We start from the raw sequence: 14127 nt of genomic DNA on the forward strand, positions 1-14127 counted from the left end.
GGTGTTTTTTTATTTCTTCAGCCTTACTTCAGCGTCAATTTCAACGCGGGCTTTTCACCGTAATCTTCATAGCGCTCATTGATGCCGGCGATACAAAACGTGATTTCTTCCAGTAAATCAGGCACTTGCGCCTTCATGCTTTCGGCGTCCTGCACCACGATGTCGAGCACTTCGTTCGGCTTCAAACGGAACTGCGTCATGTTTTCGTCGTCGCGCAGATAGCTGAGGCAATCGACCCAGGCATCCATGCTGTTGCCGTAAAACGCGGGGAAACCGAAGGCTTGCACGCATTGCGCGTGGAAGCTCGCTGCGTCGGTGATGTCTTTTCCATTCAGGATGGCAGTGGCCATGGTCTTCCTCAGTTCTTCAGCGACAGCACATCCTGCATGTCGAACAGGCCGGTGGGCTTGTCGGCCAGGAAACGCGCGGCGCGCAGGGCGCCGTGGGCGTAGGTGACGCGGCTGCTCGACTTGTGGCTGATCTCGATGCGCTCGCCGATGCCGGCAAACAACACCGTATGGTCGCCCACGATATCGCCGCCGCGGATGGTGGCAAAGCCGATGGTCGACGGGTCGCGTTCGCCCGTCACGCCTTCACGGCCGTACACCGCGCATTCCTTCAAGTCGCGCCCCAGGGCGCCGGCCACCACTTCCCCCATTTGCAGGGCCGTGCCCGACGGCGCATCGACCTTGAAGCGGTGATGCGCTTCGATAATTTCAATGTCGTAGCCTTCGGACAGGCTTTTCGCGGCCAGTTCCAGCAACTTCATGGTGACATTCACGCCCACGCTCATGTTCGGCGCGAACATGATGGCCGTCTTTTCGGCGGCGGCGGCAATGGCCGCCTTGCCCGCGTCATCGAAACCGGTGGTGCCGATGATCATCTTGATGCCGTGCTCGGCACAATACGCCAGGTGCTGCAAAGTGCCTTCGGGGCGCGTGAAATCGATCAGGAAGTCGGCGTTCGCCAGGCCCTTCGCCAGGTCGGACTCCGTCAGCACGCCGGCAGGCTTGCCGAGGAAGGCGGCCGCATCCTGGCCAATGGACGGCGAACCGGCACGGTCGAGCGCGCCGGCCAGCACGGCGTCGGGCGCATTGCTGACCGCTTCGATCAGGATATGGCCCATGCGGCCGCTGGCGCCAGCGATGGCAATTTTCAGTTCAGTCATTTTATTCTCTTACAGCAACTTATTTGGTGGGTTCGGCAGCAGGTGCAGGCTCGGCGGCAGGTGCAGGCGTCACTTCCGGCTTGCTCACAGGAATGGCAGGCGCGGCATCGGCCGGCACGGGCACGGCGCTTGGCGCCACGGGCGACGGCACGGCGGCGGCAGGCGCGTCGGCCTTGGCGACCTTGGCGAACGGCGACGGGCCGGCGATGCGGTCGATGTATTCTTTCTCCGTCGGCAAGTTACCGCCTTCGAAACGTTCAACCTTGCCATCCTTGCCAAAGTACACGACCACGCGGCTGCTGGTGGTTTCGCCACTGCCCCGGGCCAGGCGGAATGGGTAATCCCAGCGGTCGGCATGGAAGATATCGGTCAGCAGCGAGGTGCCAAGGACGAAACGCACCTGGTCGCGCGTCATGCCCACTTTCAACTGGGCCAGCATCTCTTCGGAGACAAAGTTGCCTTGTTGAATGTCAGGACGGTAGGGCGAGAAAAACCACATGAATTTTTGCAGTGGCGTAATGGTGGTCGTTTGTGCGCCCTGTTCGGGAACCAGTTCCTTGCCTTCTTTTTGAGCAGCTGCCGGCTTTTCGCCCAGAATGCCACGGTTGGCGCAGCCGGACATGGCCAGCGCGACACAGACCATGCCTGCCAAGACTGGTGCTCGAAATGGAATACGGTGCCAGAGAGATGGCAATACAGCCGGTGTTACGCGCATAAATGACCTCAATTGGATGAACAAAACGCCAGGAGTGACCGGCCCGCCAAAAAAAAGCATATTTTGGCACTCCCCGACAAAACGCTATATGATAAAGCACCTGACCCACATACGAGCAACAAACATGAGTAACAATCCTAGTGATCTCAAGGCAAGCGGCCTGAAAGCCACCCTGCCACGGCTGAAGATACTCGATATCTTCCAGAGTAGCCCGGTACGCCACCTGACCGCGGAAGACGTCTACAAGATTCTGCTGGCCGACAATATGGATGTCGGTTTGGCAACTGTCTACCGCGTCCTGACGCAATTCGAACAGGCTGGCTTGCTCAATCGCAACCATTTTGAAACCGGCAAGGCGATTTTCGAACTCAACGAAGGTTCCCACCACGACCATCTGGTGTGCCTCGACTGTGGCCGGGTCGAAGAATTCTTCGACGAAGACATCGAAGTGCGCCAGCAAAAGGTAGCCGAAGAGCGCGGCTTCAAGATCGCCGAACACGCTTTGGCCATCTACGGCAACTGCATCAAGACGGCTTGCCCGCACAAAACCGCCTGACCCAAGCCGGCCGTTTCCGCAAGGGAACGGCCGGCGCGCCAGGCAGTACGATCAATGATGGCTGAGTGCGCTTGACAGCAGCTTGGCCGTGATATCGACAATCGGAATGACGCGCTCGTAAGCCATGCGCGTCGGCCCGATCACTCCCAACGTTCCCACGATCTTGCCGTTGACTTCATACGGCGCCGTCACCACGCTCATTTCATCCATCGGCACCAGGTTCGATTCGCCGCCGATGAAAATCTGCACGCCCGTCGCCTTGCTCGACACGTCGAGCAGCTGCATCAAGCCCGTTTTTTGCTCGAACATGTCGAACATCTGGCGCAGCGAATGCATGTTCGACGACAGATCGCTCACGCTGAGCAAGTTGCGCTCGCCGGAAATCACCATGTCGTCGCTATGGTCGGCCATCGCTTCGCTGCCCGCTTCCACGGCCGCCTGCATCAAACTGCCCATATCGTCGCGCAACTGGCGCAATTCGCCCTGCAGGCGCACGCGCACGGCATCGAAGGACAGGCCGCCATAATTCTGGTTGATGTAATTGGCCGACTGCACCAGTTGCGCCGGCGTATAGTCGGCCTCCGTCAGCAATAAACGGTTCTGCACGTCGCCGCCGGGGGCGACGATGACGAGCAGGATGCGTTTTTCCGACAGGCGCAAAAATTCAATCTGCTGGAACACGGATTCGCGGCGCGGACTGAGCACGACGCCGGCAAACTGCGACAGCGACGACAGCATCTGCGCCGCATTGGCGATGGTTTTTTGCGGTTGCGGCGTCTGCAGGCGCATGCGCGATTCCACCAGGTGCTCGTCCAGATGCCGCACGGTCAGCAAGGTGTCGACAAAGATGCGGTAGCCGCGCGGCGTGGGGATGCGGCCAGCCGAAGTGTGCGGGCTGGACACATAACCGAGCTCTTCCAGGTCGGCCATGATGTTGCGGATCGTGGCCGGCGACAGGTCGAGGCCGGAAATTTTCGACAAGGCGCGCGAACCGACCGGCAGGCCGTCGGCGATATATCGCTCGACCAGGGCTTTCAGCAGTGTTTGGGCACGTGTATCGAGTTGCATGGTGTCTTATTTAAGAAAATATTCTTTAAGCAAGTATTTTGTTAAGCAAGCGGCAACGAAAGCGGCCGAACGTGCGTCAACAGCGCCTATTATGCACGTTCGCCCGGCCTGCGGCGATCAATCTTCCAGTTGCCCTTGCAGCCACAGCAACAATTCATCAAAGTTGGCGCAGATGGCGTCGGGCTGCACGCCGGCGGCCAGGTGCGCATCGCTGCCCTTGCGGTTCATCCAGACGGCGCGCATGCCCGCCCCCTGCGCTCCCGTCACGTCGAAATACAGGTCGTCGCCGACATACACGGCTTCATGGGGCGCGACGTCCAGTGCGGCGCAACCGGCCAGGAAGATGCTGGCGTCGGGCTTGGCCACGCCAAAATCGCTGGCGGCGATCGATACCTTGAAATGCTGCGCCAGACCGATAATGTCAAGGTCCGCATTGCCATTCGAGATCGAACCGACCAGCATGCGCTGGCGCATCCAGGCCAGGCCCGGCAAGACGTCGTCATAGGGCTGGACGCGGTTGCGCGCGGCCAGGAATTGCAGGATAGCCCCGTCGACCAGGGCGGGATCCTCGCCGGCAGCCTCGAAGGCGGCCAGCAGGCCCGCGCGGCGCAACTCGATCAGGTTGCCATGGAAATGCGGTTGTTCGTTGAGCATGGCCTGGCGGTGCTGGCGCAGTACCTCGATGGAAAACTGCCGCGCCACCTTGGGCGCATGCGTGACCAGCCAGTCGTGCAGCAGGGTTTCCGCGGCGGCGATCACGGGTGCGATGGGCCACAAGGTATCGTCGAGGTCAAACAGGATGGCCTTGGGCGGCACGGCGGGTTTTACAGGGGCAAGGGACATGGGACTCACAATGGGATACTGCGTCACGGTGCGCAGGATGCGTCTATTGTCGCACCGATCGCCGCCGCCGGCATGGCTGCGCCCCCGTGAAATGGGGCCGGGCCAGCGCTTCCCGGCGAAAAATTGTTACAGGGTGATACAAGGCAAGGTCATCCAGCTTGCCAGATAGACTAAAATAGGCGCCATTCCAATGCGGCGCCAGCGTCCGCGTTGCGCTACCCAACCTAATTCGTTTTGGAGAATGTATGAAAAATTTGTACCTGCGCTCGATGCTGGCGGCGGCTTGCGCCGCCACACTGGCAGCCTGCGGCGGCAGCGGCGGCAACCTGTATTTGCAAGTCTCAGTCAGCGGCCTGGCCAAGGATGGCCTGATTCTCCTGAATGACGGGGAGCGCTTGCCGGTTCCTGTGGGCCAGGCCACCGTTGTCTTCAGCAAGCTGGTGAAGAACGATGACCGCTACAATATTACCATCGCGGAACAGCCCAAGGGCGCCGTTTGCACCATCGTCAATGGCGCCGGCAAGGCATCGAGCTATTCCGTGAACACGGCCTTGGTGAACTGCACAACCAACAGCTACCCGCTGAATGGCACGATCACGGGCCTGACCGCCGATGGCTTGCGCCTGGTGATGGGCCCCAAAGGCATCACCCTGTCGGCTGGCGCCGCCGCCTACACATTCAATTCGGTAGATGACGGCGCCCCGTACGGTATTTCCATACTGACTCAGCCAACGGGCCTGACGTGCCGCTTCCAGGGTTCAAAGAGTACCGACGCCAGCGATACGGTCGGCACGATGGGCTCTGCCGCCACGACCGCGGCCACACTTGACTGCACGCCGCAGTAATCCTTGCGATCCGTCACCTATTTTTTGGAGAAATACATGAAGTTATCCTGCTTGCGCCCACTCGCCGCGCTGCTGCTGACCCTGGGACTGGCCGCTTGCGGCGGCAAGGCCTCGTATGAGGTCGGCGGTACGATCTCAGGCTTGAACAATGAAGGGCTGATCCTGGCCAATGGCAGCGACATCCTCCCAGTTCCTGCGGGCAAAACAAACTTCACTTTTGTCAAGCGCATCGACTATGGCACCGACTACAACATCACCTTCAATAAACAACCGGCCCACATGACTTGCAGCATCAGCGGCGGTTCCGGCTCGGCTGGTCATTACATCAGTATCAGCGCCGCTGTTACTTGCCAGCAAAACAGATATACCGTGGGCGGCACGATTTCCGGCCTGACCGTGGACGGCCTCGTGCTGATTAACGGCAGTACGACAACAACGGTGGCCAAGGACACCACGACCTTTACCATGGCCGGCCCTGTCGCCTATGGCGACACCTATGGCGTCAGCGTGTCCGTTCAGCCGAAGGGCCTGCAGTGCGACCTGGTGCCAGGTACGGAAAAAGGCACCATGGGCGAAGCGAATGTGACGACGGTGAAGATCGCCTGTAATCCAGCCTGATTTGCGGCAACGGTAGCCGCTGCGCGGCTACCGGGAAGAGATATCACAGAAATATATAGTCGATATTCCAAAGATAAATTGGAGTTATATGTGGCGATGCAGCATAATGCATCTGTCTCCTCCAACTCTTCCAAGAATTGGATTTAGCCCGCTTTTACCAGCGGGCTTTTTTTTGTCCAAAATTCCTCAAACGGGTTGATTCAAGCCCGGCTGCAGCATCTGCACGATGCTGGAGAAATCCTGCTGCGCATAACCGGCTTGCGCATGCATCTGGTACATCTGCCGCACCAGGCCGCCCAAGGGCGTGGGCGCGTTCGCCGACAGGGCCGACTGCTGCGCCAGGCCCAGGTCCTTCAGCATCAGCGCCGTGCCGAAGCCGCCCGTGTAATTGCGCGACGCGGGCGTGCCGTCCATGACGCCGGGCCACGGGTTGTACACTTCCAGAGTCCAGTTGCGGCCCGAGCTCTTGGCCATGATGTCGGACAACACTTTCGGGTCCAGGCCATGCGCCACGCCCAGGTTCAGCGCCTCGGCCGTGCCCGCCATCAGAATGCCCAGCAGCATGTTGTTGCAAATCTTCGCCACCTGGCCCGCGCCCGCCTCGCCCGCATGGAAGATGTTCTTGCCCATCTTTTCCAGCAGGGGCCGCGCCTGCTGCAAGGCCGCTTCGCTGCCGCCGACGATGAAGGTCAGGGTGCCGGCCGCCGCGCCCGCCGTGCCGCCCGAGACGGGCGCATCGATCATGGCAAAGCCGCGCTCGCTGGCCGCCTGCGCCACCTGGCGCGCCACGTCGGCCGCGATGGTGCTGCAATCGATGAACAGGGCGCCCGGCTTGGCCGAGTCCAGCACGCCGCCGGCCGCCAGGTACAGCTCCTGCACGTGCTTGTTGGCTGGCAACATGGTGATGACGGCGTCAGCCGTCTGCACGGCAGCGCTGGCGGACGCGGCCGCCGTGGCGCCTGCCTCGACCAGCGACGCCACCGCCGCCGGCGCCAGGTCGAATACGGATACGTGGAAGCCGGCGGCCACCAGGTTGCGGGCCATCGGCGCGCCCATGTTGCCCAAGCCGATGAAAGCGATATGTTGCATTTTAAAGTCTCCTGTTGTTCTTTTAATGTAGGTCGCGCAAAGGATGGCTATCCCACGGCGCCGTGAAATACCCATTGAGATACGCGTCGCCGACGTCGGCCAGGCTGGCCGGCTGCCACTGCGGCGCGTTGTCCTTGTCGATCAGCAAGGCGCGCACGCCTTCGCTGAAGTCCGCATGGGCGCAGCACTGCACGGCAACGATCAATTCCAGCTGGAACACTTGCGCCAAACTCATGTGGCGCGTGCGTTCGCGCATGGCCCAGACCAGAGCGGCGGAACTGGGCGCGCCCCTGTGCAGCGAGTGGGCCGCCTTTTGCAGCCAGGCCGAATCGCCGTCATACGCGGCGATGGCGGCCACCACTTCAGGCAAGGTGGGCGCTTGCGTCAGCGCGGCGATGGCGTCGAAGTTGGCGCGCACTTCGGAGACAGGCAGCATGGACGCGGGAGCAGAGAAGCCGCGCAGCAGGCGATCCAGCTGCTCGCTGTTCGCCTGCGGGCTGGCTTGCCATTGCGCCAGCGCCAGCGCGTCGAGCACCATGTTGCGCTCTTCCTGGCGCAGGAAATAGTCGCCCAGGCCCGCAAACAAGGCGTCAGCCGCGTTCAGCGGCGCGCCCGTCAGCCCCAGGAACAGGCCGCTGCGCCCCGGCATGCGGCCCAGGAACCAGCTGCCGCCCACGTCGGGGAACAGGCCGATGGTGATTTCCGGCATGGCGATGCGCGTGCTTTCCGTCACCACGCGGTGGCTGGCGCCGGCCATCAGGCCCAGGCCGCCGCCCATGACGATGCCACCGCCCCACACCAGCAGCGGCTTTGCATACGTGTGGATGCGGTGGTCGAGCCGGTATTCCTCGGCAAAGAAGGCCAGCGCCTGCGGGTTAGGCACGACGCCCGGCTGCTCAACGATGGCCGTGCGCAGGCTGCGCACGTCGCCGCCCGCGCAGAAAGCCTTGTCGGTCGACGATTGCAGCACCACGCAGGCGATGGCGTCATCAACGGCCCAGCGCACGAGGGCGCCATCGATGGCGCGTATCATGTCCAGGGTCAGCGCATGCAAGGACTTTGGCGCGTCGAGGGTGATGACGCCCAGCTTCATGCCGCCGGGACAATCGCGTTCCTCGATTTTCACGGTTTCAACAATATTAACGGTCTCAACCATTCTTCCACTCCGCCGGACGTTTTTCCAGGAACGCTTGCACGCCCTCTTTCTGGTCTTGCGTATCGAACAAGCCCAGGAACAGGGTGCGCTCATCGGGCAAGGAATTGACCAGCGGATGGCTGCGCGCGCCCTGGATCAGGGTCTTGCACGCCGTCACGCTGCTGGGGCTTTGGCGCGCCACCTTGGCGGCCAGGGCCAGCGCCGTGGCGGCAGCCTTGCCGGTTGGCACGACCTCCTCGACGAGGCCGATGGCCAGGGCCTTGGCCGCGTCGACCCGCTCGCCGCACAAAATCATGCGCTTGGCCCAGCCTTCGCCCACCAGCCACGGCAAGTGCTGCGTGCCGCCCGCGCACGGCAGCAAGCCGACGGAGGCTTCCGGCAAGGCCATCTGCGCGTGTTCCTCGGCAATGCGGATGTCGCACGCCAGCGCGCATTCGAGCCCGCCGCCCATGGCGTAGCCATTGATGGCGGCGATGCTGACGCCGCGAAACGCGGACAGCGCCTCGAAGGCCTCGCCAAAGGCGGCGGCCATATTAAAAGCCATATCCTTGTCGCCGTCGGCAAACACCTTTAAATCGGCACCGGCCGAGAAGAACTTGGCGCCGCCGCCCGTGATCACCAGCGCATACACGTCCGGGTCCGCATTCAGGTCGGCCACCAGCTGCGTCAGCGCGTTCAGGCTGGCCAGGGTCCACGTGTGGGCGGGCGGGTTGTCGAGGGTCACCAGAGCCGTATGGCCACGGCGTTCCAGCAGCAGATTGGTATACACTTTTGTCATCGTAAGGTCTCCGTGGCGCCATCTTTCAGAATCGCTCGCGCGACGATCAGGCGCATGATTTCATTCGTCCCTTCCAGGATCTGGTGCACCCGCGTGTCGCGCACGTGGCGCTCGAGCGGGTACTCGCGGATGTAGCCGTAGCCGCCGTGCAACTGCAGCGCATCGTTGGCCACATTAAAACCCACATCCGTGGCGAAACGTTTTGCCATGGCGCAATATGCCGTCGCATCCGGGCTTTCTTGGTCGAGTTTCCAGGCCGCCAGGCGCACCATCTGGCGCGCCGCCACCAATTCCGTCAGCATGTCGGCCAGCTTGAACTGCAAGGCCTGGAACTGGGCCAGCTCGCGGCCGAACTGCGTGCGCTCCTTCATGTACGTTTGCGCCCGCGTGAGGGCCGCCTGCGCCGTGCCGACCGAACACACGGCGATATTGATGCGCCCGCCATCGATGCCCTTCATGGCAATGGCAAAGCCTTCGCCTTCCGCGCCCAACAAGTTACCGACAGGCACTTTCACCTGGTCGAAGCTGATGATGCGCGTGGGCTGGCTGTTCCAGCCCATCTTTTCTTCTTTCTTGCCATACACGATGCCGGGCAGGTTGGCCGGCACGGCAAACGCGGAAATGCCCGCCGCGCCCTCGCCGCCGGTTCTCGCCATGACGATCAGCATGTCCGTCTGGCCCGCGCCGGAAATGAAGGCCTTGGTGCCATCGAGAACATAAAAATCGCCATCTTTCACGGCCTTGGTGCGCAAGGAGGCCGCGTCGGAGCCCGATTGCGGTTCCGTCAGGCAATAGCTGGCCAGCTTCTGGCCGGCGGCCAGGGCCGGCACCCATTCGTCGCACAGGGCTTCCTGCCCCCAGCGCGACAGCATCCAGGTGGCCATGTTGTGGATCGTGATGTAGGCCGTGGTCGAGGTGCAGCCGCCGGCCAGCTCCTCGAAGACGATGGCCGCATCCTGGCGGGAGAGGCCCAGGCCGCCCCAGCGCTGCGGCGTGTACAGGCCGCAAAAGCCCATCTCGCCCGCCTTGGCAATCGTTTCCACTGGGAAAATCGATTCCGCATCCCAATGCGCCGCGTGCGGCGCCAGTTCGCCTTCGGCAAACGCGCGCGCCGCCTGCTGGAACTCGCGCTGCTCGTCGCTCAGTTCAAAGTCCATGCCAGCTCCTTATTTGAGGCTGATGGTGGTGTTGACCTTGCCCACCGAGGCCGCGTCCGTGAACCAGCGCTGGGTAATCGTCTGCGTCTGCGTGTAGAACAGCACGACTTGCTTGCCGAACGGGCCCAGGTCGCCCAGTTTCGAGCCGCGCGAACCCGTAAAGCTGAACAGGGGAACGGGCACGGGGATGGGCACGTTGATGCCGACCTGGCCCACGTCGATTTCTTCCTGGAAATAGCGCGCGGCCGCGCCGCTTTGCGTAAACAGGGCCGTGCCGTTGCCGTTCGGATTCGCGTTCACCAGGGCAATCGCTTCATCGAGCGTATCGACTTCGACGACGATCAAGACGGGGCCAAAGATTTCCTGGTCATATACGACCATGCCGGGTTTGACGCCGGACAAAATCGTCGGTCCCACGAAGTTGCCGTTTGGATAGCCATCGACCTTCACGTCGCGGCCGTCCAGGGTCAGCACGGCACCCTGCTCGATGCCCTTGGCGACCAGGCTGAAGACGCGCTCTTTTGCCGCGCACGAGATCACGGGACCGAGGTCAGGATTGTCCTTGCCCGCACCCACCGTCAGGGTTTTCGCCTTGGCGGACAGTTCCGGCAGCCACTCGCGCGCCTCGCCCACCAGCACGGCCACCGATGCAGCCATGCAGCGCTGGCCGGCCGCGCCGAAACCCGCGCCCAGCAACTGGTTCAGGGTCTGTTCTTTATTAGCATCCGGCAAGACGACGGCGTGGTTCTTGGCGCCCATCATGCATTGCGCGCGCTTGCCGTTCAGGCTGGCGCGCTGGTACACATGCGTGCCCACCTTGCTCGATCCCACGAACGAAATCGCCTTGATGTCCGGGTGGTCGCACAGGGCGTTGACGACGTCTTCACCGCCGTGTATCACGTTCAGCACGCCGGCCGGGATACCCGCCTGCAAGGCCAGACGCACGAGCTTTTCCGTCACCAGCGGATCTTGCTCCGATGGTTTCAAGACAAACGTATTGCCGCAGGCAATCGCCATCGGGAACATCCACAGGGGGATCATGGCGGGGAAATTGAACGGGGTAATGCCGGCGCACACGCCCAGCGGCTGCATCACGCTGTAGGTATCGACGCCGCCGGCCACGTTTTGCGCGTATTCGCCCATTTGCAGGGTGCCGATATTGGCCGCATGCTCGACCACTTCCAGGCCGCGGAAGACGTCGCCTTCCGCGTCGAGCAGGGTCTTGCCCTGTTCCATGGTCAAGGTGGCGGCCAGGTCGGCCATGTTTTCACGGATCAATTGCTGCAATTTGAGGAAAATGCGGGCGCGCGCGCCGATCGGCGTCTTGCGCCAGGTTTTGAAGGCGCGCTGGGCCGAGGCGATGGCGGCGTTCACTTCGTCCGGCGTGGCGAACGGCACACGGGCCAGGACTTCCTGCGTGGCGGGGTTGACGACGTCGCGCCAGACGGTGGTGGTCGATTCAACCCACTCGCCGTTGATCAGCAGTGGAACGGTAGGGATGGAAGTTTGCGTGGTCACTCGGTGTCTCCTCGTTGGGGGTATAGGTCTGTTTGCATTATTCGCACAATCCGCGCTGCGAACAAGGCGTGAAAATGCGAGATAATGCAAAGCTGAATCTGTTAATCTGCAAAGATTGTAAATTTGCAGACTCCACAAACCGGGGAAGAGGAAACGCGATGGCAAAGGTTTTCATGGGCGTGCGCCTGCAGCGCCTGCGCGAGGAACGGCGCATGACGCAGGTGGCGCTGGCCAAGTCCCTGGGCATCTCGCCCAGCTACCTGAACCAGATGGAGCGCAACCAGCGCCCGCTGACGGTGCCGATTTTGCTGCGCATCGGCAGTGTTCTCGGGGTCGATCCGCAAATCTTTTCCGAACACGACAGCGCCAGCCTGGTGGCCGACGTGCGCGACGTGTTCGGCGAATTGCCCGACGCGCCGCCCACCTCGATGGCGGAATTGAAAATGCTGGTGGAAAACATGCCGGAACTGGCGCGCTCGATCTTGCTCCTGCAGCGGCGCTACCGGGTGATGGCGGAGCGGGCCGACACGCTGGCCGCGCGCCTCGACGACGGCAGCCGCGGCGCCAGCTCGGCGGCGCCGTCCACGGACGAGGAAGTACGCGAATACCTGAACCGGCGGCAAAACTACATCGACGAGCTGGACCGGGCGGCCGAGCGGGTGGCGGGCGAACTCGATCCGTCCCTGCGCACGCTCGACGCGCTGCAAGGGCGCCTGCTGGAACGCCACGGCATCCGGGTGCAACTGTCCGATGGCGACGCGGGCATGGTGCGCAAGCATCGCTTTGATGCGCAACAACATATTTTGTTTCTGCCCGACACCCTGACGGGCGGCCAGCGCGCCTTCCAGATGGCAGCGCAGATCAGCCTGCTCGAGCACAGCGAGCTGATCGACGCCCTCGTGCTGGCGGCGGGTCTCTCCGGCGCGGCCGCGCAAACGGGCGCGCGCCTGGCCTTTTCCAATTATTTCGCGGGCGCTTTGCTGATGCCCTACCAGCGCTTCCTGCAGGCGGCGGAAACGCGCGCCTACGATATCGAACGCCTGGCGCACCAGTTCGGCGTGGGTTTTGAGGCCGTATGCCACCGCCTGAGCACCATGCAGCGCCCCGATGCGGCGGGACTGCCGTTTTTCTTCGTGCGCGTCGACCGCGCCGGCAATGTCTCGAAGCGCCAGTCGGCCACGGACTTCCATTTTTCCAGGGTGGGCGGCACGTGTCCGCTGTGGATCGTCTACGACGCCTTCAGCCATCCGGGCCAGGTGCTGACGCAAGTGGCCAGCATGCCCGACGGCTGCACCTATCTGTGGATCGCGCGCCAGGTCAGCACGGCGTCGCCGGGCTTCCGCGCACCGGGCAAGACCTTTGCCGTGGCGCTGGGCTGCGACATCTCGCAGGCGCACCGGCTGATCTATTCGAAGGGACTCGATCTGCACGACCCCAGCAGCGCCACGCCGATCGGCACGGGCTGCAAGGTGTGCGAGCGCCAAAGCTGCCCGCAGCGGGCGTTTCCGTCGCTGCTGGCACCGCCGCCAGCGTCCGCCTGACTTACTCGACGACCCGGGCGCGCAGCGCGTCGAATTCGCGCGCAAATTCCGCGCGCCAGTCGCGCCGCGTGGATTCGGCTATCCAGGCCGCGTCCAGGCCATTCAACATGAAGCCGCGCATGTCATCGAGGCCGAAACCGAACTCGCGCATCATCATCCAGGCGCCCGTCGGCGTCACGTGGTGCAGGGTCGGGTCGTCCGTGTTCGGATGCAGTTTCAGGCCCAGCTTGGCCATGGCGCGGATCGGGTGGTCGAGGGCCCAGCGCTCGGGAGCCAGGGTGCGCAGATAGTAGGAATTGGTCGGCACGACCGTAAACACGAGGCCGCGCTCCACGCAGCGCTGCGCCAATTGAGGATTATCAACAATCGTGTAGCCATGGTCGACCCGGTCCACCTGTAACTGTTCAATGGCCGTCTCCACGTTCATCCACGGCATGCCGAATTCGCCCGCGTGCGCCGTGCACTTGAAGCCGGCCTCGCGCGCGGCGCGGTAGGCTTCGATAAAGAGTTCTGGCGGGCGGTCGTTTTCGCGGTAGTCGATGCCGATGCCGATGACTTCCGGCGCGCGGTAAGCCTTCATCCATTCCACCATTTGCACGGCTTCGGCGGGACTCGCTTCGCGGTCGATGCTGGGGATCAGGCGGCCAATCACGCCGAAATCGCGCTGTGCGTCGCGGATGGCGGCCACGATGGCGTCTTGCGCCGCGTCATAGCGGATGCCCGACACGCGCACGGTGCCGGTGGGATTCCAGAAGAATTCCGCGTAGCGCACGCCGTGGCCATGCACGTCTTCCAGGTATTCGTAGGCGAGGCAATACAAGTCCGTCGGCGAGACGATCAGGTGCGCGTCGAGCGCGCGCAGCACGCGCAGCACGCCGACGGGCTTGTCGCCGCGCGTGTAAAACGCGTCGATTTCCTCGGGGGTGACGACATTGCCCGTCTTGGCGGCCAGCGCGCGGAAAGTAGCCTGCCGCACCGTGCCGAACAGGTGGCAATGCAGCTCCACTTTCGGCATGGCGCGTAAAAACTGTTCGATGCTCAGGGGGGAATTAGACATGAAGCTCGTTTCGTAGTG

Annotated in this window: 15 protein-coding genes; 4 read left to right on the forward strand and 11 right to left on the reverse strand. The window is 62.7% G+C overall.

The window, feature by feature from the left end:
• Nucleotides 1–23 precede the first annotated feature (23 nt).
• The 3 genes from BZG29_RS26825 to BZG29_RS26835 are packed head-to-tail and all read right to left on the reverse strand — an operon-like array spanning nucleotide 24 to nucleotide 1811.
• Nucleotides 24–350 carry a barstar family protein gene (locus BZG29_RS26825; protein WP_077408774.1) on the reverse strand — a complete coding sequence of 109 codons (327 nt, stop codon included), beginning with the start codon at nucleotides 348–350 and terminating at the stop codon, nucleotides 24–26.
• 8 nt (nucleotides 351–358) lie between these two features.
• Nucleotides 359–1168 carry a 4-hydroxy-tetrahydrodipicolinate reductase gene (gene dapB / locus BZG29_RS26830; protein ID WP_077408775.1) on the reverse strand — a complete coding sequence of 270 codons (810 nt, stop codon included), beginning with the start codon at nucleotides 1166–1168 and terminating at the stop codon, nucleotides 359–361.
• A 19-nt stretch (nucleotides 1169–1187) separates the two neighbouring features.
• Complete coding sequence (locus BZG29_RS26835; RefSeq protein WP_077408776.1) at nucleotides 1188–1811, reverse strand: outer membrane protein assembly factor BamE; 624 nt, start codon at nucleotides 1809–1811, stop codon at nucleotides 1188–1190.
• Between the two features lie 196 nt (nucleotides 1812–2007).
• Here BZG29_RS26835 and fur point away from each other — a divergent pair, with 196 nt between their 5' ends.
• Nucleotides 2008–2439, forward strand: a complete 432-nt coding sequence (fur, locus tag BZG29_RS26840) for a ferric iron uptake transcriptional regulator (protein WP_034778781.1) — start codon at nucleotides 2008–2010, stop codon at nucleotides 2437–2439.
• 51 nt (nucleotides 2440–2490) lie between these two features.
• On the opposite strand, the gene hrcA is transcribed toward fur, so the two are convergent.
• Nucleotides 2491–3507 (reverse strand): heat-inducible transcriptional repressor HrcA, encoded by a 1017-nt coding sequence (gene hrcA, locus BZG29_RS26845; protein WP_034745713.1) that lies wholly within the window; start codon nucleotides 3505–3507, stop codon nucleotides 2491–2493.
• 117 nt (nucleotides 3508–3624) lie between these two features.
• Nucleotides 3625–4350 (reverse strand): HAD family hydrolase, encoded by a 726-nt coding sequence (locus tag BZG29_RS26850; RefSeq protein ID WP_171985114.1) that lies wholly within the window; start codon nucleotides 4348–4350, stop codon nucleotides 3625–3627.
• A gap of 245 nt (nucleotides 4351–4595) precedes the next feature.
• Between BZG29_RS26850 and BZG29_RS26855 the strand changes: the two genes are divergently transcribed.
• Nucleotides 4596–5195, forward strand: coding sequence for a hypothetical protein (locus BZG29_RS26855; RefSeq protein ID WP_077408778.1), 600 nt, complete (start codon nucleotides 4596–4598; stop codon nucleotides 5193–5195).
• Nucleotides 5196–5231: 36 nt separating this feature from the next.
• The gene (locus tag BZG29_RS26860; RefSeq protein WP_077408779.1) at nucleotides 5232–5813 is read left to right on the forward strand and encodes a hypothetical protein; all 582 of its coding nucleotides are present in this window, start codon (nucleotides 5232–5234) and stop codon (nucleotides 5811–5813) included.
• A gap of 186 nt (nucleotides 5814–5999) precedes the next feature.
• Here BZG29_RS26860 and mmsB read toward each other — a convergent pair whose 3' ends face one another.
• The 5 genes from mmsB to BZG29_RS26885 are packed head-to-tail and all read right to left on the reverse strand — an operon-like array spanning nucleotide 6000 to nucleotide 11511.
• The gene (gene mmsB, locus BZG29_RS26865) at nucleotides 6000–6902 is read right to left on the reverse strand and encodes a 3-hydroxyisobutyrate dehydrogenase (protein WP_077408780.1); all 903 of its coding nucleotides are present in this window, start codon (nucleotides 6900–6902) and stop codon (nucleotides 6000–6002) included.
• A 22-nt stretch (nucleotides 6903–6924) separates the two neighbouring features.
• Complete coding sequence (locus BZG29_RS26870; protein ID WP_077408781.1) at nucleotides 6925–8058, reverse strand: enoyl-CoA hydratase/isomerase family protein; 1134 nt, start codon at nucleotides 8056–8058, stop codon at nucleotides 6925–6927.
• Nucleotides 8051–8836 carry an enoyl-CoA hydratase gene (locus BZG29_RS26875; RefSeq protein ID WP_077408782.1) on the reverse strand — a complete coding sequence of 262 codons (786 nt, stop codon included), beginning with the start codon at nucleotides 8834–8836 and terminating at the stop codon, nucleotides 8051–8053. Before BZG29_RS26875 ends, BZG29_RS26870 begins: the two co-directional genes overlap by 8 nt.
• The gene (locus BZG29_RS26880) at nucleotides 8833–9993 is read right to left on the reverse strand and encodes an acyl-CoA dehydrogenase family protein (RefSeq protein ID WP_077408783.1); all 1161 of its coding nucleotides are present in this window, start codon (nucleotides 9991–9993) and stop codon (nucleotides 8833–8835) included. Before BZG29_RS26880 ends, BZG29_RS26875 begins: the two co-directional genes overlap by 4 nt.
• 9 nt (nucleotides 9994–10002) lie before the next feature.
• A complete protein-coding gene (locus BZG29_RS26885) occupies nucleotides 10003–11511 on the reverse strand; it encodes a CoA-acylating methylmalonate-semialdehyde dehydrogenase (protein ID WP_077408784.1) in 1509 nt (502 codons plus the stop codon).
• 158 nt (nucleotides 11512–11669) lie between these two features.
• Here BZG29_RS26885 and BZG29_RS26890 point away from each other — a divergent pair, with 158 nt between their 5' ends.
• On the forward strand, nucleotides 11670–13052 hold the full coding sequence (locus BZG29_RS26890) for a short-chain fatty acyl-CoA regulator family protein (protein ID WP_077408785.1): 1383 nt from the start codon (nucleotides 11670–11672) through the stop codon (nucleotides 13050–13052).
• Between the two features lies 1 nt (nucleotide 13053).
• Here the strand turns inward: BZG29_RS26890 and BZG29_RS26895 are convergent, their stop codons facing one another.
• The gene (locus BZG29_RS26895) at nucleotides 13054–14109 is read right to left on the reverse strand and encodes an adenosine deaminase (RefSeq protein WP_077408786.1); all 1056 of its coding nucleotides are present in this window, start codon (nucleotides 14107–14109) and stop codon (nucleotides 13054–13056) included.
• Nucleotides 14110–14127: the final 18 nt, after the last annotated feature.

Source organism: Janthinobacterium sp. LM6 (assembly GCF_002002885.1).
Classification (GTDB): domain Bacteria; phylum Pseudomonadota; class Gammaproteobacteria; order Burkholderiales; family Burkholderiaceae_D; genus Janthinobacterium; species Janthinobacterium kumbetense.

Excerpts from the sequence above, each read along its gene's own strand:
- BZG29_RS26825 (WP_077408774.1), bottom strand. The coding sequence starts at position 350 with ATGGCCACTGCCATCCTGAATGGAAAAGACATCACCGACGCAGCGAGC.
- dapB (WP_077408775.1), bottom strand. The coding sequence starts at position 1,168 with ATGACTGAACTGAAAATTGCCATCGCTGGCGCCAGCGGCCGCATGGGC.
- BZG29_RS26835 (WP_077408776.1), bottom strand. The coding sequence starts at position 1,811 with ATGGTCTGTGTCGCGCTGGCCATGTCCGGCTGCGCCAACCGTGGCATT.
- fur (WP_034778781.1), top strand. The coding sequence starts at position 2,008 with ATGAGTAACAATCCTAGTGATCTCAAGGCAAGCGGCCTGAAAGCCACC.
- hrcA (WP_034745713.1), bottom strand. The coding sequence starts at position 3,507 with ATGCAACTCGATACACGTGCCCAAACACTGCTGAAAGCCCTGGTCGAG.
- BZG29_RS26850 (WP_171985114.1), bottom strand. The coding sequence starts at position 4,350 with ATGTCCCTTGCCCCTGTAAAACCCGCCGTGCCGCCCAAGGCCATCCTG.
- BZG29_RS26855 (WP_077408778.1), top strand. The coding sequence starts at position 4,596 with ATGAAAAATTTGTACCTGCGCTCGATGCTGGCGGCGGCTTGCGCCGCC.
- BZG29_RS26860 (WP_077408779.1), top strand. The coding sequence starts at position 5,232 with ATGAAGTTATCCTGCTTGCGCCCACTCGCCGCGCTGCTGCTGACCCTG.
- mmsB (WP_077408780.1), bottom strand. The coding sequence starts at position 6,902 with ATGCAACATATCGCTTTCATCGGCTTGGGCAACATGGGCGCGCCGATG.
- BZG29_RS26870 (WP_077408781.1), bottom strand. The coding sequence starts at position 8,058 with ATGGTTGAGACCGTTAATATTGTTGAAACCGTGAAAATCGAGGAACGC.
- BZG29_RS26875 (WP_077408782.1), bottom strand. The coding sequence starts at position 8,836 with ATGACAAAAGTGTATACCAATCTGCTGCTGGAACGCCGTGGCCATACG.
- BZG29_RS26880 (WP_077408783.1), bottom strand. The coding sequence starts at position 9,993 with ATGGACTTTGAACTGAGCGACGAGCAGCGCGAGTTCCAGCAGGCGGCG.
- BZG29_RS26890 (WP_077408785.1), top strand. The coding sequence starts at position 11,670 with ATGGCAAAGGTTTTCATGGGCGTGCGCCTGCAGCGCCTGCGCGAGGAA.
- BZG29_RS26895 (WP_077408786.1), bottom strand. The coding sequence starts at position 14,109 with ATGTCTAATTCCCCCCTGAGCATCGAACAGTTTTTACGCGCCATGCCG.